Raw genomic sequence first — 22,137 nt, 5'->3', positions numbered from 1 at the left:
ACATCGACAAGCGACGAAACAATTATCGTGATTTCAGCCGCCCCGCGGCGGTGCCCGTCCGTGCTCCCGCAATTCCCCAACCCGTCATGCCGGACGCAAGGTGCAGGAACTCCACTTGTTCTGGAGTTCTTCTATAAGCCGCCTTCGGCGGTCGATTACGCAATGGGGAAAGTGCCGCGCCGCGATGTGGCCGCCTATGTGCTGTCGATTCACGAATCGCACGATCGCAGCATTGTCTTGAATATCGACGATGCAGGTGGGGTGGCGGATGATGCTTTACAGATTGCCTTGGCACTACTGGCTCACCCGCGGCACGTTGAGGCTCGGATCACCGGCCGGTGCAGCTCGAGCGCGGTACTTCTCGCGCTGTCGGCAGACGCTCGAACCATTGTCCCAGAGGGACAGGTGTTAGTCCATGCTGCTGTCAGGTGCTACACCGAACAACGATTCAAGGCTGTGCAGTTTCTATCTGCGGAAGACCGAAATGCGATCAACGAAAGCCTTTGCGATACCGACGACGTGACAACCTCGCTGCTTACGGCTCGTCTAGGCGTCACTGAGCAGACTGCGCGCGCGTGGATTGCCGAAAATCGCACCTGGAATGCGACCGAGGCTCTGGCCAACGGCTTTGTTCACTCGATCGCAGAGGTAGGAGCATGAACAAGCGGGTCGATGACATTTACGCAGTGGAATTCACGGCGGTGCCATACATCCGCTGTTCGTTCGGATGGAGCACCGCGAACTTCGATCCATCTACGGCACTTCATGCGACGGTGAGTAATCACAATCTGACCGCGACTGGAACGGCACCTGGCGGGGGCGGTGTCTTCGTATTCCTTAGTGAGGCAAAGACCGCCGGCAAGGTCTACTTCGAAATAACTTGGGTCTCTCTGGGCGGCTTTCTTTTCGGCGGAGAGATCGGGATCGCGTCAACATCGGCGACTGTCGGCGACTTGGCCAACCCGACAAATGCGACAATGCTGTTCCAGGGAAATATTCCACAGGGTCAGATCTGGAACGACGCTGGATATTCTGGCTACAACCTCGGACTCATCTCTGTTGGGGACGTGATCGGGATTGCTGTTGATATCGACAACGGAAAAGTCTGGTTCAAGAACGTCACGCACGGTGGGGCTTGGAATGGTGCCACCGCAGCCGGCGACCCCGCCACCAACCTCAACGGCGTAGCAATTCCGGCGGGGCCGGTAATTCCCGCCGTAGGGTTCGGTCTGAATAACGACGTCTACACAGCCAATTTCGGCGCGAGGAGCTTTTCCGGCGCAGTTCCGAGTGGCTTTACGCCTGGGTGGTTTGTCTAATGGCTTCGTCGTCTTCAACAACGAGGATATGAGCGCAAATGGCTATTGACGCTGACCACCAGCACTCAGAGCAATTAGTCGTTGTCCGATTGCCGCCATCTGACTGCGATGGATGGCAATTCCCAATGCAGAAGGGCCAAAGTAAAAAATCAGGTTGTCACAGCCTGGTATATGACTTTGACCGAAATTGTATCCTGTCGGCGCAATCGACATCGTCGGAATGATATTTTGCGGCGGCATCTGCTCACATGCTTGTGTTGCCGTAGCTAGCAACGTTGCAGCCGCTGCGCAAACTTCCGACAAATCGATGTCGGTGACGCAAATTTCTTTGTCGTCCCGTATGAGAGCAATTTCCATCTTTCCGGTCTTGATATCAGCCGTGGCCTTCAGACCGTTCTTCACAGCTTGCGGCATGCTCGCTTCCCCCTTGTTTCTTCCTTGCGAGTTTCTCGCAACCCTGATGGCGAGAGCAAGGGGGCATGGGAAGTAAGCCCTTAGAAAGGGCCTGCCTAGTTGCCCATGGACCGCAACGCGTTATCGGTCATTTGCTGGCGGTAGGAAGCGCGCTCTTTAAGGCGCGCTCTAGCGAGCATTGCCACGCCAACCAGTAAGAGAAAAGCCACAGTGCCGATGATTGCCATCGTCGTCTAGCTCCCGGGGAAGGCCTTCGGGAATCCTGAATCAACCGAGAGTCGAGCGCAAGAGCTATCTTTTAGCGAGCGCGCCTGCTGAACATGCTTCGAAACCCTTCGAGATCAACCGACCCCCTTGGCGAAGTTAATCACCTCGCCCCAGTCCATCCGCGTATCGACCCAGCCGACCCTGCCGCATGCAGTGCACTTGAGGTGCGCCGAGATATCGTACCAGTCCCAGTCCGGAAGATCGGCCAGCTTCAGCCGACCGTTGTGATGCTGACATCCGACGCAGAAGACCAACACCGTCTTGAAGCCGGCGTTTCGATCGACGGGACCGGACCAGTAGCGGAGATGACGAGCTGGTTTGCGGCGCCAGGGCATGGCCCGATAATCGCGCCGATCGCGTGCGCAGTGAAGCCGCTAGGAATTGGTCCGGCCAACTACGAAAGCCCTATTCGTTGGTCAACCCGCCCAGCGTTAGTGGATGATCTACGTGAAGCCCATTCTAAATGCCGGCTCCGCGCCCAACTTGGGCATCGACACCAAAAGGACTGCCATCTGTGAATGATGCTGCAGCAGCCGAACCTCGTTTCCGTTATCGTCGATACCGTCGAAGATGAGAATATCAGGATTGGACACGCTGATCGCACGCAATCTAAATGACGCTGCGGATCCAACGACTGATATGCCGATCTCTGCATCGTCCGACATACGCGACTGATATGCGTGGATCAGATCTAACAGGCGCTCCTGGGCGTTGCCCGCCTGGTTGTTTTGTCTACGAATGTAGTCGACCATCGGGTTTACCGGTGGCGCGGACGCAATCGGGAAGCGGTCCACGGACATCTCCTTTGATTCGGGATCCGGCCTTAATTTGACACGCGACTTGTTTCGCAAGTCGCGCAATTGAAGGTTTTCCGGATTATTCACAGTGCCAGTGGCGATCCAACTTGATCACTTTGCTTCACGCCTTCGGAACGGCAGCACTCTTGCTGATTGTCTCGGTCGAGCCGGCCTTGGCGGCGGTTCGGGCTCTGGCGTCTCGGGATCGACGCCGTACATGTCCTCGAGCGTAAGATCGATCTTCGTCCATCGGGAGCCCTTACCTACACCATAGACGGACATGGCCCAGACTTCAGTGAAGCGGGCGCCTTCCCAAGGTATGTCGCTCTTGTCCTCTTCCTCTTCCTCGTCGTCTTCGGCTTCGTCGCCGGGCTCAATCGGGATGGCGACGGCCTTTTCTTCCCACATGATGCCACCGGGCGGGAGCCGCTGATATTCACACGCGTCCGGATCCAGCGCTTCATCGATCAGAAAGGCCAATTCCATGACGTTCGGTGCGGCGAAGATGCCGACCAAGTCTTTGTTTTTGATTGTCCGCACCAGGTAGATCGGCATCGGCGGCTCCTTCTGGAGGAGCGGGGATTCTATGGGGCTACTTTTTCGCCTTCAACCCCAGTTCCACCAGCCTGCGGATAGCCTCAGGTCGGCCGGGCAGGTCTTCTTGCTGGCGGCGCCAATCGTCAATTGCATCAAGCACTTCGGGCGACCATCGCGCGCCGATCTGCGTGCCGACGCCGGTCGCGGGTCTGCCTCTTGATTTTTTGGTACCATTTTTTCTTGCGCTCTTCATGATTAACTGGTATCAAAAAATCAGGCCGGACGGAAGCGTCAACTTCCAATCCGGCCCTAACCCAGGCCGACAGGGAGTTAGCCAATGGCCCGAGCTACCGCAAATCATAGCACAAAACTGTCCTCTCTGTTCCGCGACCCCTACGTCGCGGCTGCCTTCAAGGCCATCGAGGATGATGGCGCGATAGAGGTCTACACCGGCCGCGACGCGAACGGCGCGCTCGTCTCCGCTTTCCGGCCGCGGACCCTCGACGGTGGCGCCGCTGTCCGTCCCGAGCTGGAATTGGCGTGAGGGGGGTGTGCGACCATGGCAACCCCACAGGATTTTGAGAGCAAGATCGAGAAGATCAAATCCCAGCAATCGCATGAGAACGCTTTTAAGCGGCTTCAGAAGGACGGCAGCACGTCGAGCGCGAATATCAGGCGTCGCCTGAAGCTGATCGCCGATGAACGCCTGATCCACGGCGCCGAAGTGTCGAAGGCCTGTCGATCAGATCGCGCCATGCTAGATTTCTGCGTCAATCACGCCATCAGCACCGACTGGGTGCTGTACGGCAGCCTCAGTGGCCTGCTGCGCACCGTGCGGGACGCCAGATCTACGACGCCCGAGGTGGAGCAAGCACAGTCGCAGGAGGTGGCGATACTGTTCCGGCAACTGACACCCCATGACCGAAACAGACTCCTCAACGGCCTCCGCAACATGACTGGGGCAGCATCCAAGCGGGGGCCAGCAGCATGAGCCCGCTCGACACATATGGCGTTCAGGAGATCTTCGTTGAGGCGCTGGCACGGGTGGAGCGGATCGGCCCCAACCGCCGACTGGTCTTTGCCATCACGCAACCGGCCAGTGACGGCAGCGCAAACCGTGAGCAGCTCGCTGTGCTCAAGGTCACGATGTCCGCCGAGGCTTCCTTTCAGGCCGCGCAGGCGATGCTCAGCGACGGCGGAGAGGCTGCCTTAGGTCTCATCGTGCCGGCCTCCACAGCCTGGGCGAATTAGGGAGGGTGGCAGAATGATCGCTAACAACACGATCGACGACTGCGATGCCATCATCAGCCACGCCACGCTGCTCTGCGTGCTAACGACCGCCCCTGACGCGGAGACCTGTTTAGATCAAATGAACCGCGTGTTGTGGCTCATCGTTGAGCATGCTCGGGCCATTCAGTCGCGAGAGGCAACAGCACTGCCGCGGCCGGTGCTATCCGTGGTGCGCCGCCCCGACCCTCGCGATCGGGCCTGACGAAAAAACGCCGCCGGTCTCAGAAATACACGCCCGGCGGCGTTCACTCCAAAAACCTGGATAGCGGCCCTGGCGTGGGGAACGCCAAGGCCGCTTTAAACTCCCGGTCGGGGGGCAACCTATCGCGGGAGCTTATGATGACTCCCGGCATTGCCCCTTGTTCCTGGTGCGTCAGCCCACCCGCAGAATATCAGAACAAACGCAAAACCGCCGTGTTGCGTCCGTGTTGCGTGGAATGATTTGTAGCCGTCCGCAATGCGTTGATTTTGCTAGTATTGGCTTGCGAGGTCTTGCAACACGAAAACGGACGCTGGAACGAAGCCGAAACTGCAAGAAACCCTTATTTTATCGGCACAAGTACTGGCGATCCCGGCAGGATTCGAACCTGCAACCCGCGGAGTAGAAATCCGCTACTCTATCCAGTTGAGCTACGGGACCGTGGCGGCCTTGTAGCACCGCCAATATGAAAAATCCGCCTTTCCGCCAAGTCCGTCCGAACCGATTTTTGTGGTCGAACGACAAAGGCGAGCAGGGCGCCCGCCCTGCGTTGGCCTGTCCAGCCTGCCGAGCCGCACGACGCTGCCGCCGGGGTGGTCAAAGGAATGTCGGCAATGCGATCTGCGACGTTTTCGTCCGTTCATGTCCGCGCCTTCACTCCGTCACCTTTTCGCGCACTTTTGGCCCCAACGCGGCGTTCGACCGCGGGGCGTTCAGGAGCTCCATCATGATCGGATTGGTTCGTGCCGCCACGATATGCGCCACGCTGCTGCTCGCCCTGGTGGGCGCCCAGGCCGCGGACAAGGCCTTCAAGCGCGACGATCTCGCCGATTCCGCGATCAAGCTGGAAGCCCAGATCAAGAACGAGGCCGGCGCGGTCAACAAGTCGGCCGCGACCCTGCGCACCGACGCCGACGCCGCCTTCAAGCGCAATGATTTCCGCGGCGGGCTGCAGATCCTCGGCCAGATCGCGGCGACCACGCCGGAGGACGGCGCCAACTGGCTGCGCCTCGCCAGGACGATCTTCCAGATCCGGTCGGCGAGCTCCAGCGAACAGACGTTCCTGATGGAGCGCGCCTCCACCGCCGCCTACATCGCCTACCAGCGCGCCGGCAATGCGGGCGAGGAGGCGGACGCGCTCGCCGTGCTCGGCAAAGCGCTTGCCGAGCGCAAGCTGTGGCGCCCGGCGCTGGACAGCTTGCGGCTGTCGCTCGACATGCGCGAGGTCGCCGATGTCCGCGGCCAGTACGAGAAGATGCGCGACGAGCACGGTTTCCGGCTGCTCGATTATACCGTCGATTCCGACGCCGCCTCGCCGCGGGCCTGCTTCCAGTTCTCGGAGGAACTCGCCAAGCGCGTCGACTTCGCGCCGTATCTCGCGCTCGCCGGCACCGACAAGCCGGCCTTGTCGGCGGAGGGCCAGCAGCTCTGCGTCGACGGGCTCAAGCATGGCGAGCGCTACAACATCAATCTGCGCGCCGGCCTGCCGTCGACTGTCAAGGAGACCCTGCCGAAATCGGCCGAGTTCAACATCTATGTCCGCGACCGCAAGCCGTTCGTGCGGTTCACCGGGCGGGCCTATGTGCTGCCGCGGACCGGACAGCGCGGTATCCCGGTGGTCAGCGTCAACACGCCGGCGGTCAAGGTTGACGTCTTCCGGATCGGCGACCGCAACCTGATCAACACGGTGATCGACAGCGACTTCCAGAGCACGCTGAGCCGCTACCAGCTCTCCGATCTCGGCGACCAGCGCGGCGTCAAGGTGTGGTCCGGCGAGCTTGCGACAGCGACCACGCTGAACCAGGACGTCGTCACGGCGTTTCCGGTCGACCAGGCGCTCGGCGACCTGCAACCCGGTGTCTATGTCATGACCGCCGCGGCCAAGGGGCCGGGCACCGACGACGACGGCACGCTGGCGACGCAATGGTTCATCGTCTCGGACATGGGCCTGTCGGCCTTTTCCGGCAATGACGGTATCCACGTCTTCGTCAACTCGCTGGCTTCGACCGAACCGGTCGCCAACGCCGACGTGAAGCTGGTCGCCCGCAACAATGAGATCCTGGCCACGCGCAAGACCGATGCCGCCGGCCATGTGCTGTTCGAGCAAGGCCTGGCCCGGGGCGAGGGCGGGTTGTCGCCGGCACTGCTGACTGTCATGGGCGAGAAGGCCGACTATGCCTTCTTGAGCCTGAAGACCAATGCGTTCGACCTCACCGACCGCGGCGTCGCGGGCCGGGCGATCCCGGCCGGCGCGGACGCCTTCGTCTACGCCGAGCGTGGCGTCTACCGCTCCAGCGAGACCGTCTATCTGACCGCGCTGTTGCGCGACGGGCAGGGCAATGCCCTGACCGGGACGCCGCTGACCATGGTGATCGAGCGCCCCGACGGCGTCGAATTCCGCCGCGCCGTGCTGCCCGACCAGGGCGCCGGCGGCCGGATGCTGGCGGTGGCGTTGAACTCTGCGGTGCCGACCGGCACCTGGCGCGCCCGCGTCTTTACCGATCCGAAAGGCTCGTCGGTCGGCGAGGCCACCTTCATGGTCGAGGATTACATTCCCGAACGGGTCGAATTCGATCTGACCAGCAAGGAGAAGGTGATCAAAGCTGAAGTTCCAGTGGAGCTTCAGGTCTCCGGCCATTTCCTCTACGGCGCGCCGGCCTCGGGCCTGCAGCTCGAGGGCGACATGCTGGTAGCGCCCGCGGCGAACGGCCGGCCCGGTTATGCCGGCTATCAGTTCGGCGTCGACGACGAGCAGACCGCGAGCAACGAGCGGACCCCGATCGAGGACCTGCCGGAGGCCGATGCCAACGGCGCGGCGACCTTTCCGGTGAAGCTCGAGAAGGTGCCGACCTCGACGCGGCCACAGGAGGCCCAGATCTACATCCGCATGGCGGAGACCGGCGGCCGCTCGGTGGAACGCAAGATCGTGCTGCCGGTGGCCCCTGGCGCCTCGCTGATCGGCGTCAAGCCGCTGTTCGGCGACAAGAGCGTGGCCGAGGGCGACAAGGCCGAGTTCGACGTCGTGTTCGTCGCGCCCGACGGCAAGCAGCTGCCGCGCAACGGGCTGCGCTACGAGCTGTTGAAGCTGGAGTCGCGTTACCAGTGGTACCGGCAGAATTCGTCCTGGCAGTATGAGCCGGTCAAGTCGACCCGCCGCGTCGCCGATGGCGACGTCAACCTCGCGGCCGACAAGCCGATGCGCCTGGCCTTCCAGCCGCAGCCCGGCCGCTACCGGCTCGACGTGAAATCGACCGACGCCGACGGCCCCGTCACCTCGGTGCAGTTCGACGTCGGCTGGTATTCCGACGGCAGCGCCGACACGCCTGATCTATTGGAAACCTCGATCGACAAGCCGGAATATGCCTCGGGCGACACGATGACCGTGTCGGTCAATGCGCGCACGTCAGGCAAGCTGACGGTCTATGTGCTTGGCGACCGCCTGCTGACCACCCAAAGCGTCGACGTCACGGAGGGCACCCGGCAGGTCAAGCTCCCCGTCGGCAAGGACTGGGGCACCGGCGCGTATGTCATGACGACGTTGCGCCGTCCGCTCGATGCCGCCGCCGGGCGCATGCCCGGCCGCGCGATCGGACTGAAATGGTTCGGCATCGACAAGAAAGCGCGCACGCTTGCCGTCGAACTGTCGCCGCCCGCGTTGGTGCGGCCGGGCTCGACACTGAAGATCCCGGTCAAGCTCGGCGGGCTCAATCCCGGCGAGGATGCCAAGGTGGTGCTCGCCGCGGTCGATGTCGGCATTCTCAATTTGACCAATTACAAGCCGCCGGCGCCGGACGACTACTACCTTGGCCAGCGCCGCCTGACCGCCGAGATCCGCGACCTCTACGGCCAGCTGATCGACGGCATGCAAGGTACCCGCGGCCAGATCCGCAGCGGCGGCGACTCTGCCGGCGCCGAGCTGCAGGGCTCGCCGCCAACGCAGAAGCCGCTCGCGCTCTATTCCGGCATCCTCACGGTCGGGCCTGACGGGACGGCCGAGGTGAGCTTTGATATCCCGGAATTTGCCGGCACCGCGCGGGTGATGGCGGTGGCGTGGAGCGCAACCAAGGTCGGCCGCGCCAATGTCGACGTGATCGTGCGCGATCCCGTGGTGGTGACCGCGACCTTGCCGCGCTTCCTGCTGACCGGTGACAAGGGCACCATCAGCATGGATATCGACAATGTCGAAGGTGCCGCCGGCAACTATGCCATCAGCGTCAAGGCGAGCGGCCCGATCAAGGCTTCCGGCAATTCGACCACGACGGTGAAGCTTGCCGCCAAGCAGCGCTCCTCGCTGTCGCTGGGCCTCGAGGCCGGCGGCGCCGGACGTGCCGAGTTCGACGTCGACATCTCCGGGCCGAACGGGCTGACGCTGGCGCGGCATTATGCGCTCGACGTCAAGCCGGCGACCCAGGTTCTGGCGCGCCGTTCGATCCGCACGCTGGCGAAGGGCGAAAGCCTGACGCTGACCTCGGACATGTTCTCCGATCTTGTGCCGGGTACCGGCAGCGTTTCGGTCTCGGCGAGCCTGTCGACCGCGCTCGATGCCGCGAGCATTCTGAAAGCGCTCGACCGCTACCCGTATGGCTGCTCCGAGCAGATCACGAGCCGCGCGTTGCCGTTGCTCTATGTCAATGATCTCGCCGCCGGTGCCCATCTTGCGATGGACACCGCGGTCGACCAGCGCATCCGCGACGCGATCGAGCGGCTCCTCGCTCGACAGGGGTCCAACGGCTCGTTTGGCCTGTGGTCGGCGGGCGGCGACGACGCCTGGCTCGATGCCTACGTCACAGACTTCCTGACCCGGGCCCGCGAAAAGGGCTTTGCGGTGCCGGACGTGCTGTTCAAGAACGCGCTCGACCGCGTCAGGAACTCGGTGGTCAATGCCAACGAGCCGGAGAAGGACGGCGGCCGCGATCTGGCCTACGGCCTCTATGTGCTCGCGCGCAACGGCGCGGCGCCGATCGGTGATCTGCGCTATCTCGCCGACACCAAGCTGAACAATCTGGCGACCCCGATCTCCAAGGCCCAGCTTGCGGCGGCGCTGGCGCTGGTCGGCGACAAGGCGAGGGCCGAGCGGGTCTATGGTGCCGCGCTCGATGCGCTGAACCCGAAACCCGTGATCGAGTTCGGCCGGGTCGACTACGGCTCGGCGCTGCGCGATGCTGCTGCGCTGGTCTCGCTCGCTGGCGAAGGCAATGCACCGCGCACCACGCTGACCCAAGCCGTGCTGCGGGTCGAGGCGGCGCGGGGACTGTCGCCCTACACCTCGACGCAGGAAAATGCGTGGATGGTGCTGGCGGCGCGGGCGCTCGCCAAGGAGACGCTGGCGCTCGACATCAACGGCCAGCCGGTCAAGACCGCGGTCTATCGCAGCTACAAGGCCGAGGAGATGACCGGCCAGCCGCTCAGGATCACCAATACCGGCGATGCGCCGGTGCAGGCGGTGATCTCGGTGTCGGGCTCGCCGGTCACGCCGGAGCCGGCGGCCTCCAACGGCTTCAAGATCGAGCGCAGCTATTTCACGCTCGACGGCAAGCCGGCCGATGTCACCAAGGCGAAACAGAATGACCGCTTCGCGGTTGTCCTGAAGGTGACGGAAGCCAAACCGGAGTTCGGTCACATCATGGTGGCCGACTATCTGCCGGCCGGGCTCGAGATCGACAACCCGAACTTGGTGTCATCGGGGGATTCCGGCACGCTCGCGTGGATCGAGGACGGCGTCGAGCCGAAGAACACCGAGTTCCGCGATGACCGCTTCACGGCGGCGATCGATCGGGGCGCCAACGACAAAGCGGTGTTTACGGTCGCCTATGTCGTGCGCGCGGTGTCGCCGGGCAAATATGTGCTGCCGCAGGCCTATGTCGAGGACATGTACAATCCCTCGCGCTATGGCCGCAGCGGAACCGGTGCGGTTGAGGTGAAGCCGGCGAAATGAACAAGGACGCGCGGCGCAAACTCTTCTCGTCATGGCCGGGCTTGACCCGGCCATTCATAGGCGCGTCCATGCGAACGAAGGATGTGGATGCCCGGGTCAAGCCCGGGCATGACAAGCGCAGCGGGCGGCTGGCGCTCCGCGTCGCGGCCGCAATGGCCGTCGTCCTTATTGCGATCACCGGCGCCTTCGCCGCCTGGATCGTTTCGCTCGGGCCGTTGCCGCTCGACAAGGCGCAGCAGGTCTCGACCACGGTGATCGATCGCAACGGCAAGCTGCTCCGCGCCTATGCGATGACGGACGGGCGCTGGCGGCTGCCGGTCGATGCGAAGACGTCAGTCGATCCCACCTATCTGAAGCTCTTGTTCGCCTATGAGGACAAGCGCTTCTATGAGCATCACGGCATCGATCCGCTGGCGCTGTCGCGCGCCGCATTCCAGCTTCTCACCAGCGGTCATATCGTCTCGGGCGGTTCGACGATCACGATGCAGCTGGCGCGGCTGATCGAGCCGCGCCACCAGCGCTCGGTTTACGCAAAGCTGCGGCAGATGGTGCGGGCGGTCGAACTGGAGCGGCAGCTCTCGAAGGACCAGATCCTCGATCTCTATCTTGCGCTGGCGCCGTTCGGCGGCAATCTCGAGGGCATCCGTGCCGCCTCGATCGCCTATTTCGGCAAGGAGCCGAAGCGGCTGTCGCTCGCCGAAGCCGCGCTGCTGGTGGCGCTGCCGCAATCGCCGGAGCGGCGGCGGCTCGATCGTTACCCGGACGCCGCCCACGCTGCCCGCGACCGCGTGCTCGAGCGCATGGTCGAGGATGGCGTGGTGTCGAAGGACGATGCCGCGCAGGCCACTGCGACGGCGGTGCCGAAGATGCGCAAGCAGATTCCGATCCTGGCGCCGCATTCGTCCGATCAGGCGATCGCGACGATGAAGGATGCGCCCGTCATCAAGCTGACGCTCGACGCCGCGCTACAACGGAACCTGGAGGCGCTGGCGCGCGACCGCGCCATCGCGCAGGGGCCTGACGTCTCGGTTGCGATCGTCGTGGTCGACAATGAGACGGGCGACGTGCTCGCGCGCGTCGGCTCGGCGGATTATTTCGATGAGCGGCGGGCCGGGCAGGTCGACATGACGCGCGCGGTGCGCTCGCCGGGCTCGACCTTGAAGCCGTTCATCTATGGCCTTGCCTTCGAGGATGGCTTTGTCCATCCCGACAGCCTGATCGAGGACCGGCCGATCCGCTTCGGCACCTACGCGCCGGAAAATTTCGACATGACGTTCCAGGGCACGGTGCCGATCCGCAAGGCGCTGCAATTGTCGCTCAACGTGCCGGCGATCGCGCTGCTCGACCGGGTCGGTGCCAGCCGGCTGTCGTCGCGGCTGAAGCAGGCCGGCACCAGTCTCGTGCTGCCGAAGGACGAGGCGCCGGGCCTTGCGATGGGTCTCGGCGGTGTCGGCATCACGTTGCAGGATCTCGCTCAGCTCTATTCCGGCCTGGCACGGCTCGGCGCGACTAAACCGTTGCGCGAGATCATGCAGGAGAATGACAGCCGCGACACGATGCGGCTGATGGATCAGGCTGCGGCCTGGCAGGTCGGCAACGTCCTGCTCGGCACGCCGCCGCCGGAGAACGGCGTGCACAACCGGATCGCGTTCAAGACCGGCACCAGCTATGGCTATCGCGATGCCTGGTCGGTCGGCTTCGACGGCCGCGTCACGATCGGCGTCTGGGTCGGCCGTCCCGACGGCGCGCCGGTGCCGGGTCTGGTGGGCCGCACCGCCGCGGCGCCGATCCTGTTCGACGCCTTTGCACGCACCGGCAAAATCCCGGCGGCATTGCCGAAGCCGCCACGCGGCGTGCTGGTCGCATCCAACGCGAAACTGCCGCCGCCGCTGCGCCGCTTCCGGCCGCTCGGCGAACTGGTCCGTAGCGGCAACGACCAGGCTCCGCACATCCAGTTTCCGCTGAACGGCTCGCGCATCGATGTCGATCAATCCGAGGGCGGCCGCAATGCCGCGCTGCCGGTCAAGGTCGCCGGCGGGGTGCTGCCGCTGACGGTCCTTGTGAATGGTGTCTCAGCCGGGGACATCGACAGCCGGCGCCAGCGCCTGATCGAGCCGCCCGGGCCGGGCTTCGCGCGGCTCACCGTGATCGACGCCACGGGGGCCGCGGATACCGTTGTGATCCGCGTGCAATGATCGCACGGGAAAGCGAAGCGGCACGGTCGGAAAGCGGAACAGCACAGTTGTTTGCGCTGCGGTTTCATCGTATGCGAAACCCATGGTGGATGGCCTCCAACCCCGGCGCTTCGGAGCAGGGCAACAGTCTGTAAAACCTGCGCATTCGAGCCGCAGGCTGTTCATGGCGTTCGAGTTCGCAACGGCCAGCCAATGGCGTTCGATCCTGTTCCTGACGCTGACCTGCCTGGTGCTGTTCCTGCCGGGCTTCTTCACCATCCCGCCGATCGACCGTGACGAGGTCCGCTTTGCCCAGGCGACCAAGCAGATGGTCGAGAGTGGCGATTTCGTCGACATCCGCTTCCAGGACGACGTCCGTTACAAGAAACCGGTTGGCATCTACTGGATGCAGGCGGCTGCGCTGAAGACCGTCTCCGCGCTCGGGGTGCCGCGCGCCCAGGTCCGCATCTGGGTGTACCGCCTGCCGTCCCTGATCGGCGCCATCGGCGCCGTTTTGCTGACCTATTGGACGGCGCTGGCCTTCGTGACGCGGCAGGGGGCGGTGCTGGCCGCCCTGATGATGGCAAGCTGCGTGCTGCTCGGGGTCGAAGCGCGGCTCGCCAAGACCGACGCGATGCTGCTGCTGACCGTCACCGCGGCGATGGGCGCGATGGCGCGAGTCTATCTGTCGTGGCAGCGCGGCGAGGATCCCGCACACCCTTCATGGGGTCCGCCCGCGGTCTTCTGGACGGCACTGGCGGTCGGCATCCTGCTCAAGGGGCCGCTGATCCTGATGTTCGTCGGCCTTGCGATGGCGGGGCTTGCGATTCTCGATCGATCGGCGGCCTGGTTCTGGCGCATGCGCCCGGTCTGGGGGCTGATGTGGACCCTCGTGCTGGTGCTGCCGTGGTTCGTGCTGATCTTCCTGCGCGCCGGCGAGACCTTCTTTGCCGACTCGGTCGGCGGCGACATGCTGAGCAAGCTCGGTGCGCAGGAATCCCATGGCGCGCCGCCTGGACTCTATCTGCTGCTGTTCTGGATCACGTTCTGGCCCGGTGCGCCGCTCGCCGGCATGGCGGCGCCTGCGGTTTGGCGGGCGCGGCGCGAGCCCGGTGCGCAGTTCCTGCTGGCCTGGCTGATCCCGTCCTGGATCGTGTTCGAGGCCGTGCTGACCAAGCTGCCGCATTACGTGCTGCCGCTCTATCCGGCGATCGCGATCCTGACCGTCGGCGCGCTGGAGCGGCGCGTGCTGTCGCGCTCGCCGTGGCTGTTGCGGGGCGCCGCCTGGTGGTTCGCGATCCCCGCCTTCGGCGCGGTGCTGGTGATCGTCGGCGCCATCAAGGCGATCCATCAGCCGGTGTTTCCGGCCTGGCCGTTGTTCGCCGTTGCGATGGTGTTCGGCCTGATCGCGTGGTGGTTGTTCGAGGACAGCCGCGCCGAGCGCTCGCTGCTCAATGCGGTGATTGCCGCGGCGCTGATGGCAGCCGGCACCTATGGTGTGGTGCTGCCGCGGCTTACCACCGTATTTCCGAGCCAGGAGGTCGCACGCGCCTTGCGCAACGTGACCTGCGTCGGCCCGAAGGCGGCAGCCGCCGGCTTCCACGAGCCGAGCCTCGTGTTCATGACCGATACCTCGACGCTGCTCACCGACGGATCGGGCGCCGCGGATTTCCTCGGGCAGGGCTCCTGCCGCTTCGCGCTGGTCGAACAGCGCTCGGAGCGCGCCTTCGTGCAGCGCGCCGAGGCGATCGGCCTGCGCTACAACGCGCCGGTGCGCGTCGAGGGCTACAACATCTCGCAGGGCAAGGCGGTCTCGATCGCGATCTTCCGTTCCGAAGGGACGGAATGACATGCCGGCGCTTCCAGCCACCCCGGAATCCGCCAACTATTTCGGACGATTGCTGACATTGGTTTGGCTGTCCTTTGCCCAGCTCGTGCGGGCACCGTCGCATTCGCGCCGTGCCGAGGCGGCTCGCCGCTCCGCGCGCCACGGACTTTTGCTCGTCGTCATCGTCGGCGCCGTGATCATCACGCTGATGTATGCGTTCGATGTCACCGAGATCAGTCTGATGCCGCCACGCGGCACGCCGGGTCTCTGGTGGGTGAAGACGCTCACCGATTTCGGCAAGGACGAGTATGTGCTGTGCGCGCTTGGCCTGCTGCTGATCGTGGTCGCGCTGGCGGCGCCTGCGCTGCGCGGCGTGCCGCGCGCCACCTTGCTTGGCTTCGGGACAAGGCTGCAATACCTGTTTCTGTCGGTCGTGCTCTCGGTCGCTGTCGGCGAATTGATCAAGTGGATCGTCGGCCGCGGGCGGCCCTTTGTCGGCGGCAAGGCCAATGCCTTCAACTTCCAGCATTTCGCCGGTACCGAGGCCTATTCGAGCTTTCCGTCGGGACATTCGATCACGGCGTTCGCGCTTGCCTTTGCGGTGTCCGCGGTGTGGCCGGGCGCGCGGTTCGCGATGCTGGTCTACGCGCTGGTCATCGCCGCGACCCGGCTCGTGCTGCTGGCGCATCATCCGAGCGACGTGGTGGCCGGCGCGCTGGTCGGGGTGATCGGCGCAATGGTCGTGCGCTACTGGTTCGCCGCCCGCCGCCTTGGTTTTGCCATTCATCGCGACGGCACTGTGGTGGCGCTGTCAGGACCGTCGGACGGGCGTCTCAAAAGGGTTGCGAGGAGCGCCTTCGCCCCATAAAAGCGGTCGCCCGACGGCCGGATCGGGCTGGTTCCATCGCCGACAACACCAACCACGAGTGCCGATTTGCCTGCTCCCGACCAGATGCCGGTCGCCGTTTCCATCGTCGTGCCCGTGCGCAACGAGGCGGACAATATCGCGCCGTTGATCGCCGAGATCGCGGCCGCGCTCGACGGACGCTGGGCCTACGAGATCGTCTACGTCAATGACGGCTCGACGGATGCCACCGGCGAGCGGCTGAGCGCGGTCATGGCCGGGCGGCCCAATCTCCGGCAGCTCCGCCACGCGGTCTCGTCGGGCCAGTCGGCGGCCGTGCGCAGCGGCGTGCGCGCCGCGCGCGGCGCGATCGTGGCCACGCTCGACGGTGACGGGCAGAACAATCCCGCCTTCCTGCCGGACCTGATCGCGGCGGTCGAGAGCGGCAACGGCCGCGTCGGCCTCGCCGCGGGCCAGCGCGTCGGGCGCAAGGACACCGGCTTCAAGAAGCTGCAATCGCGCATCGCCAACACGGTGCGCGGCATCATCCTGCGCGACGGCACCCGCGACACCGGATGCGGCCTGAAGGCGTTTCCGCGCGAGGTGTTTCTGGCGATGCCTTACTTCGACGGGCTGCATCGTTTTCTTCCGGCACTGGTCCGCCGCGAGGGGCTGGCGATTGCCTATGTCGACGTCGTCGACCGGCCGCGCCATTCCGGCGTGTCGAACTATGGATTTTTCGACCGGCTCTGGATCGGGATCATGGATCTCGCCGGCGTGTGGTGGCTGATCCGCCGCAAGAAGCCGACGCCGGTCGTCACTGAAGTGGTCGCTGAAGTGCCCGATGTCGCTGGCGTGCCAGGCGTGACCGAGGTGAAGTGATGCTGATTCAGTACGGTCAGGCGCTGAGCGCCTATCTCTACGACGTGTTCATCGCCAAGTTCGACTTCTGGCTGGCGTTCGGCCTGATCGCGCAACTGTTCTTCACCGCGCGCTTCCTCGTGCAGTGGATTTCCAGCGAACGCGCCGGCCAGAGCGTGGTGCCGATGGCGTTCTGGTTCTTTTCGATGGGTGGCGGCCTGATGACGCTGATCTACGGGCTTGCCAAGCGTGAGCCCGTCATCATCATCGGGCAGGGGCTGGCCACGCTGATCTACATCCGCAACATCATGCTGATCGTGAAGAACCGCGGCCGCGGGTCGAAGACGCTCGATAGCTGATTGCCGTCATCGTCGGAGCGGCGAGCGGTAGGCCTTGTTCGGGAATCTCGATAGATTCCAGCATCGGGCTCAGCCCGGGATCAATTGCGACCGAATCTGAACCAAGGTCAAACATTCGCCCCAAGCGGCATGGCATCTACGGCTTGCCGTGGGCGTGGCGGCATCTCGAGACCGTGCCCCAGGGGATGAGGGGCGTTGATGACCAGCCGTGACGAAGCGACGAAAGCGGGTGGTTATCTATCGAGCGTCCGCGATATTCCGTCGCTTGACGAGCCACCGCTGACCGGCGAGCGCAAATTGCCTGACCGGCGCGCCGTCAGCCTCCGCTGGATGGCGGGGACGATTCTGATCGGATCCGCCGCCGTCGCTCTTCTTGCCGGCGCGCTTCGCGGGGCGTTTGGCGATCACGCGCGATTCGCAGCCGCGCCGGTCGTGTCACTTCCGCGCTTCGCAGGGCAGGTAGTTGACGAGGCGCGACGCGGCGATCGTCTCGACCGGAGGCTCGGCCCGCAGGGCAATTCCGCTGCGCTCAAGATTGAGCAGCTGAGCGATGCCGGCGCGGTCCGTCGATTTACCCGCGTGTCAGCGCGGCTCGCGGAGATCGATCTCGAGCCACACCAGGAAGCGCGGGGAGACGAAAAGGACGACGCGCGAGCGGGCTCGCAACGCGACCTGCTGTCGGAGCTGCCAGCCATCATACGGACAGGTCCAGCGCGGCGCCCACTGCCGGGCGGCACCAGCGCCTATGCTGACGGTGAAGACGTGCCGCGTCCGCCGGCTCCGATCGGCGAGGCTGTCAACGTCACCAACCTTCCGAAGTCGCCTACGTCGTCGCGTCACCGCCGACATGTCATTATCGCGAGAAGCGGCGACACGCTGGCCGCCATTCTGCGGGCGCTGGCGGCGGCCGCGGAGGACGCGCCGGCGATCCTGGCCGCTTTCCCGTCGCCTGGCGCTCTGGAGACGCTGTCCGGTGGCGAGAAAATCACGGTCATCGAACAAGGCGAAGACGCCGGTTCGCCGCGCGGCCATGTCGCGAAGGTGTCGATCGAACGCGCCGGCTCCGATGTGTCCGCCGTCGGTCGCACCGATGGCGGCCAATACCAGCCGATCGCGCCCGAACAGCCCGACATCGCCGCGCGCAGCGAGAGCCCGCTGCGTGAGTCGATCGATACGCATTCCGTTCCGGGCGAAACACTGCGTGACGGCCTTGACGCGCTTGCGCGCTCCAACCACGTCGACCAGGGGATCGTTGCTGAACTGATGCGGCTCTGTGGCCGCGATTTCGATCTCGACGAGCCGCTCGGCGACGCCGATGTGGCCGAGATCATCTACGCGCCGAACGACATCGGTCAGCCGGAGTTGGTCTTCATCGGTTTGACGGCGGGCGGACAGTCCCGCCGGTACTATCGCTTCACGGCGCCGGACGATGGCAGCTCCGATTTCTATGATGAGACCGGCCAGTCCATCACCAAATTCCTGTTGCGCAAGCCGGTCGTGACCGGCCGCCTTGGCGACGGCTTTGGTTGGCGGATTCATCCGATCCTTGGCGACCGCCGTTTCCATGAGGGCGTCGATTATGCGGCGCCCTATGGGTCGCCCATCGCGGCCGCGGGCGCCGGCGTCGTCGAGACCGAAGGGTACGAACGCGGGTACGGGAAATATATCCGCGTGCGGCACGACCGCGGTTATGAGACGACCTATGCCCACGTCGCAAGCTTCCCGCCCGGCCTGAAGATCGGAGACCGCGTTCGTCAGGGCGAGACGATCGCCTTTGTCGGATCGACCGGGCTCTCGACCGGACCGCACCTCTATTACGAGGTACGGATCAACGGCCGCAACGTCGATCCGCTTCGGATGAAGCTGTCGGGCGGCCGGCTGCTGCAAGGCGATCTGCTCGGGGCTTTCGATCGCCAGCGTGACAGCATCGACCAACTCGCTGCCATCTCCGCGCTTCCGCCGCGGCGTTTCGGCTCCGAACATCGGCCGCCGACATAGCGAGCGCAGATCGCATCACGCCATGCCGGCGCGGCGGGCCTTGCCGGGGTCAGAAGCCCGGAGAGCTCGAAGGCACGGGCGCCGCAACGTCGGTCGCTTCCATGGTGGTGCTCTCGCGATCGGCGGCGGTCTCGCCGGCGGCGTCGAGCACGGGATAGGCGACCGAGCAGATGTGCGAATGGATGCGGCGAAGGTCGCGCAGCACGTCGAGATGCAGCGAAGTGGTCTCGATGGTTTCGGGCCGGCCTTCGCGCAGGCGCTCCAGATGGCGCTCGACGGCGGCCAATTCGGCCGCGCGCAGCGCCGCCTTCTCGGTGAGCAGCTTGCGCGCCTCGTTGGCATCGCCCGACATGAACACGCCGAACGCGATCCGCAGCGAGTCGATCGTGCGCTTGTGGAACGCCGACAATTCCTCCGCGCCTTCGGTGGAGAATTGCAGGCGATGCTTGATCTTCTTGGTCGCGAGCTCGCTCAGGTTCTTGTCGATGATGTCGCCGATATGCTCGAGATTGATCGCGAACGCGACGATCTCCATCGCGCGCTGGCCCTCGCGCTCGTCCAGGCTGCCGCGGGTGAGTTTCGTGACGTAAAGCTTGATCGCCTCGTTCAGCCGGTCGACGGTGTTGTCCATCTTCGACACCTGGTCAACCAGGGCGCGATCGTTGGTCAGCATCGCCGCCATCACCTTGCGCAGCATGGCCTCGGTGTGATCGCCCATATGCAGCACCTCGCGGGCCGCATCGGCCAGCGCCAGTGAAGGCGTCTCCAGCGCACTCTCGTCGAGATAGCGCGGCCGTGATGGATCGGTCTCCTGCGCTCGCTTCGGCAGCAGACGCTCGAGCAGCCGCGCCATGTGGTCGAGCACGCCGATGAACAGCAGCGCGGTCGCAACGTTGAAGGCGATGTGGAACAGCGCAGTCGCCTTGGCGAGATCGGGTTGCCAGGCGTAGATGATCTCGGTGATCGGGCGCAGGAACGGCGCCACCAGCAGGATGCCGACGACGCGGTTGACGAGATTGCCGACCGGCAGCCGGTAGCTCGCCGGATTGTCGCGCCGCGCGCCCTCCAGTAGCGGATTGATGGCACTGCCGAGGTTGGCGCCGAGCACCAGCGCAAATGCGGCATAGGGCGAGATGAACTGGGAAAAGGCCAGCGACATCACCAGCAGCACGCTGGCGACACTGGAATGGACCAGCCAGGTGACGACGGCGCCGATCAGGATGCAGAGCACGGGATCGCCGGTGATCGCGCCGAGGAACACGCGCACGCCCGGAGCATTCTCGGCGGGCGCCATCGTATCGAGCAGGATGTGCAGCGCCAGCAGCATCAGGCCGAGGCCGATCGAGACGCGGCCGAGATCCTTGATCCGGGAGCGCGGCCCGCTGCGGAACGCAACGAGGCCGACGATGAACAGGACCGGCGCGATGGCGGCGACGTTGAACGACAGCACCTGCACGATCAGTGTGGTGCCGATATTGGCACCGAGCATGATCGCGAGCGCCGGCACCAGGCTGACGATCTCTTCGGCGGCGAAGGAACTGGTGATCAGGGCAGTCGCGGTCGAACTCTGGAGCAGGGCGGTCAGGCCGAGGCCGGCGCCAAGGGCGGTAAAGCGATTGCGCAGCGCCCGGGCGAGCAGCAGCCGCAAATCCGGTCCGAAGGCGCGCAGAATCCCGCTATGGACCATGTGCAGGCCCCACAGCAGGAGCGCCACGCCCCCCATCAGATCGAGCAGAACAATGCTTCCCATGCTTCCTGGCATCCCGGCGAATTCGAGTCGAATGAACATAGGTATCGTCTATCGACTGGCGATCAACCCCTTTTTGTTCTCATGCGACCACGGCGGGAGCGACGCACGCTATCGAGTGAGGCGGCCTATCGGGTAGACGTCATTCGACCTGCAGCACATATCATTCAACTATTCAATCGTTGATTGATCAAAGCTCGTGTCTCCCGGCGAGGGCGCCCCCGGTAAACGAATCTCGAACGCGACCGCTCAATTGCGATGGGTTCCGCTAGGCAGTTTCCAATCTTTCCCAGCTATGACGATAGGCTAGGAAGTTGCCCAGAAAGGCTTGGGGATCAGAATGTTTATGAATCGCCGCAAGAGCGAACGCCGCCCGTGCCGGAGCGTCGCCAAAATTCAGCTGGGCACAGGGTCGCTGCCACGCGACTGCATGATCACCGATATTTCAGCCGGCGGCGTCAAGGTGATCGCCGAATATCTGGAGATCCCGCCGGAATTCACCATCATCCTGTCGACCGGCAGTCCGCGTCAGTGCCGGCTGGCCTGGCAAATCGGGCACGAGTTCGGCGCCCAGTTCGTCGACTGAAGTCGACTGAAGCTGCCATTTGGCTGCTTTCTCGCCAGGCGTCCGGCACCGCATCTGGGCCGGATGACGGCGACATGATGGCATCCTTAACCGGACCTTAGGGTTAAGCTGTGAGCATCCCGGAACCTTCGCCGTTCCGAGTCTCGCTTTATGTTTGAGAAATTCCCCCGACCCTCAGGCCGCGTGCGCCGTCTCGCGGGCACGGTATCTGCCGCGATCCTGCTGATCGGGTTGTCTGCCTGTCAAACCTCCGGCCCGTCTGACATCACCGGCTCATTGGGAGACACGGCGGAGGCCACGCCGGCCCCGGCCGATCCGCGGCGCGACATCGCGACCTACCACGAGCGCGTCCGCGCCAACCCGAAAGACACCGACGCCGCGCTGAAATACGCCCGGGCGCTGCGCGCCACCGGCCAGCGGGCCCAGGCGGTCGCCGTCATGGAGCAGGCGGTGCTGGCGCAGCCCAGCAACAAGGCGCTGCTCGCGGGTTACGGACGGGCGCTCGCCGACAACGGCAATTTCCAGCAGGCATTCGACGTGCTCGGGCGCGCGCATACCCCGGAAGATCCGGACTGGCGCATCCTGTCGGCGCAGGGCGCCGTGCTCGACCAACTCGATCGCCACGACGAGGCGCGGCAGTATTATGCGAGTGCGCTGAAGATCGTGCCTGACGATCCGTCAGTGCTCTCCAATATCGGGCTGTCCTATCTGCTGTCGAAGGACCTGCCGAAGGCCGAGGAGACGCTGCGCCGCGCGCGGGAGCGCGCCCCCGGCGACATGCGGGTGCGAACCAATCTCGCCGTCGTGGTTGGCTTGCAGGGCCGCCAGTCCGAGGCGGAAACCATCATGAAGGCCGATTTGCCGGCGGAGCAGGGCTCAGCCAACGTCGCCGCGCTGAAGCGACTGTTGGCGCGCAGGGATGCGAGCCGCGCCGACGCCGAGAAGATCCCGGTCGCAGCCAGTCGCCGCGACTAGGGCGCTT

21 protein-coding genes and 1 tRNA gene are annotated in these 22,137 nt (G+C 64.5%); 15 read left to right on the top strand and 7 right to left on the bottom strand.

The window, feature by feature from the left end:
• The first annotated feature begins 60 nt into the window (after positions 1–60).
• Both ACVI1L_RS35395 and ACVI1L_RS35390 read left to right on the top strand, forming a co-directional pair.
• Entirely contained in the window at positions 61–660 is a 600-nt protein-coding gene (locus ACVI1L_RS35395) for an ATP-dependent Clp protease proteolytic subunit (protein ID WP_456785004.1), read from the top strand.
• Complete coding sequence (locus ACVI1L_RS35390; RefSeq protein WP_456785003.1) at positions 657–1,319, top strand: SPRY domain-containing protein; 663 nt, start codon at positions 657–659, stop codon at positions 1,317–1,319. Before ACVI1L_RS35395 ends, ACVI1L_RS35390 begins: the two co-directional genes overlap by 4 nt.
• 42 nt (positions 1,320–1,361) lie before the next feature.
• On the opposite strand, the gene ACVI1L_RS35385 is transcribed toward ACVI1L_RS35390, so the two are convergent.
• From ACVI1L_RS35385 to ACVI1L_RS35365, 5 genes are all read right to left on the bottom strand, one after another.
• Positions 1,362–1,733 carry a hypothetical protein gene (locus tag ACVI1L_RS35385; RefSeq protein WP_456785002.1) on the bottom strand — a complete coding sequence of 124 codons (372 nt, stop codon included), beginning with the start codon at positions 1,731–1,733 and terminating at the stop codon, positions 1,362–1,364.
• Between the two features lie 341 nt (positions 1,734–2,074).
• Positions 2,075–2,335, bottom strand: coding sequence for a hypothetical protein (locus tag ACVI1L_RS35380; RefSeq protein ID WP_456785001.1), 261 nt, complete (start codon positions 2,333–2,335; stop codon positions 2,075–2,077).
• Positions 2,336–2,443: 108 nt separating this feature from the next.
• A complete protein-coding gene (locus ACVI1L_RS35375; RefSeq protein ID WP_456785000.1) occupies positions 2,444–2,794 on the bottom strand; it encodes a DUF6173 family protein in 351 nt (116 codons plus the stop codon).
• Positions 2,795–2,908: 114 nt separating this feature from the next.
• Positions 2,909–3,352 carry a hypothetical protein gene (locus tag ACVI1L_RS35370; protein ID WP_456784999.1) on the bottom strand — a complete coding sequence of 148 codons (444 nt, stop codon included), beginning with the start codon at positions 3,350–3,352 and terminating at the stop codon, positions 2,909–2,911.
• Positions 3,353–3,389: 37 nt separating this feature from the next.
• Entirely contained in the window at positions 3,390–3,587 is a 198-nt protein-coding gene (locus ACVI1L_RS35365; RefSeq protein ID WP_456784998.1) for a hypothetical protein, read from the bottom strand.
• 84 nt (positions 3,588–3,671) lie between these two features.
• Here ACVI1L_RS35365 and ACVI1L_RS35360 point away from each other — a divergent pair, with 84 nt between their 5' ends.
• The 4 genes from ACVI1L_RS35360 to ACVI1L_RS35345 are packed head-to-tail and all read left to right on the top strand — an operon-like array spanning position 3,672 to position 4,826.
• On the top strand, positions 3,672–3,878 hold the full coding sequence (locus tag ACVI1L_RS35360; protein ID WP_456784997.1) for a hypothetical protein: 207 nt from the start codon (positions 3,672–3,674) through the stop codon (positions 3,876–3,878).
• 15 nt (positions 3,879–3,893) lie between these two features.
• Positions 3,894–4,325, top strand: a complete 432-nt coding sequence (locus tag ACVI1L_RS35355; protein WP_456784996.1) for a hypothetical protein — start codon at positions 3,894–3,896, stop codon at positions 4,323–4,325.
• Complete coding sequence (locus ACVI1L_RS35350; RefSeq protein ID WP_456784995.1) at positions 4,322–4,585, top strand: hypothetical protein; 264 nt, start codon at positions 4,322–4,324, stop codon at positions 4,583–4,585. Before ACVI1L_RS35355 ends, ACVI1L_RS35350 begins: the two co-directional genes overlap by 4 nt.
• A 13-nt stretch (positions 4,586–4,598) precedes the next feature.
• Positions 4,599–4,826 carry a hypothetical protein gene (locus ACVI1L_RS35345; RefSeq protein ID WP_456784994.1) on the top strand — a complete coding sequence of 76 codons (228 nt, stop codon included), beginning with the start codon at positions 4,599–4,601 and terminating at the stop codon, positions 4,824–4,826.
• A gap of 361 nt (positions 4,827–5,187) precedes the next feature.
• On the opposite strand, the gene ACVI1L_RS35340 is transcribed toward ACVI1L_RS35345, so the two are convergent.
• A tRNA-Arg gene (locus ACVI1L_RS35340) sits at positions 5,188–5,264 on the bottom strand.
• Positions 5,265–5,550: 286 nt separating this feature from the next.
• Between ACVI1L_RS35340 and ACVI1L_RS35335 the strand changes: the two genes are divergently transcribed.
• The 7 genes from ACVI1L_RS35335 (at position 5,551) to ACVI1L_RS35305 (ending at position 18,822) form a co-directional block, all read left to right on the top strand.
• Positions 5,551–10,758 (top strand): alpha-2-macroglobulin family protein, encoded by a 5,208-nt coding sequence (locus tag ACVI1L_RS35335; protein ID WP_456784993.1) that lies wholly within the window; start codon positions 5,551–5,553, stop codon positions 10,756–10,758.
• A 68-nt stretch (positions 10,759–10,826) separates the two neighbouring features.
• A complete protein-coding gene (pbpC, locus tag ACVI1L_RS35330) occupies positions 10,827–12,953 on the top strand; it encodes a penicillin-binding protein 1C (RefSeq protein ID WP_245311369.1) in 2,127 nt (708 codons plus the stop codon).
• A gap of 82 nt (positions 12,954–13,035) precedes the next feature.
• Complete coding sequence (locus ACVI1L_RS35325) at positions 13,036–14,781, top strand: ArnT family glycosyltransferase (RefSeq protein ID WP_375166482.1); 1,746 nt, start codon at positions 13,036–13,038, stop codon at positions 14,779–14,781.
• Position 14,782: 1 nt separating this feature from the next.
• A complete protein-coding gene (locus ACVI1L_RS35320; protein WP_229191481.1) occupies positions 14,783–15,628 on the top strand; it encodes a phosphatase PAP2 family protein in 846 nt (281 codons plus the stop codon).
• A gap of 84 nt (positions 15,629–15,712) precedes the next feature.
• Entirely contained in the window at positions 15,713–16,486 is a 774-nt protein-coding gene (locus ACVI1L_RS35315) for a glycosyltransferase family 2 protein (RefSeq protein ID WP_456785649.1), read from the top strand.
• On the top strand, positions 16,486–16,824 hold the full coding sequence (locus ACVI1L_RS35310) for a lipid-A-disaccharide synthase N-terminal domain-containing protein (protein ID WP_016845896.1): 339 nt from the start codon (positions 16,486–16,488) through the stop codon (positions 16,822–16,824). Before ACVI1L_RS35315 ends, ACVI1L_RS35310 begins: the two co-directional genes overlap by 1 nt.
• 198 nt (positions 16,825–17,022) lie before the next feature.
• Positions 17,023–18,822: a M23 family metallopeptidase gene (locus tag ACVI1L_RS35305; protein ID WP_456784992.1), complete on the top strand. Its 1,800-nt coding sequence runs from the start codon at positions 17,023–17,025 to the stop codon at positions 18,820–18,822.
• 49 nt (positions 18,823–18,871) lie between these two features.
• Here the strand turns inward: ACVI1L_RS35305 and ACVI1L_RS35300 are convergent, their stop codons facing one another.
• A complete protein-coding gene (locus ACVI1L_RS35300) occupies positions 18,872–20,572 on the bottom strand; it encodes a Na/Pi cotransporter family protein (RefSeq protein ID WP_456784991.1) in 1,701 nt (566 codons plus the stop codon).
• Positions 20,573–20,909: 337 nt separating this feature from the next.
• Between ACVI1L_RS35300 and ACVI1L_RS35295 the strand changes: the two genes are divergently transcribed.
• Both ACVI1L_RS35295 and ACVI1L_RS35290 read left to right on the top strand, forming a co-directional pair.
• Entirely contained in the window at positions 20,910–21,155 is a 246-nt protein-coding gene (locus tag ACVI1L_RS35295; protein WP_026192789.1) for a PilZ domain-containing protein, read from the top strand.
• 150 nt (positions 21,156–21,305) lie between these two features.
• Positions 21,306–22,130, top strand: a complete 825-nt coding sequence (locus tag ACVI1L_RS35290) for a tetratricopeptide repeat protein (protein WP_076828747.1) — start codon at positions 21,306–21,308, stop codon at positions 22,128–22,130.
• The last annotated feature ends 7 nt before the right edge of the window (positions 22,131–22,137 follow it).

The sequence above is a fragment of the Bradyrhizobium sp. USDA 4516 genome (assembly GCF_054055915.1).
Note: the sequence above shows the minus strand (reverse complement) of the source record. Positions and strands in the feature narration are given on the sequence as shown.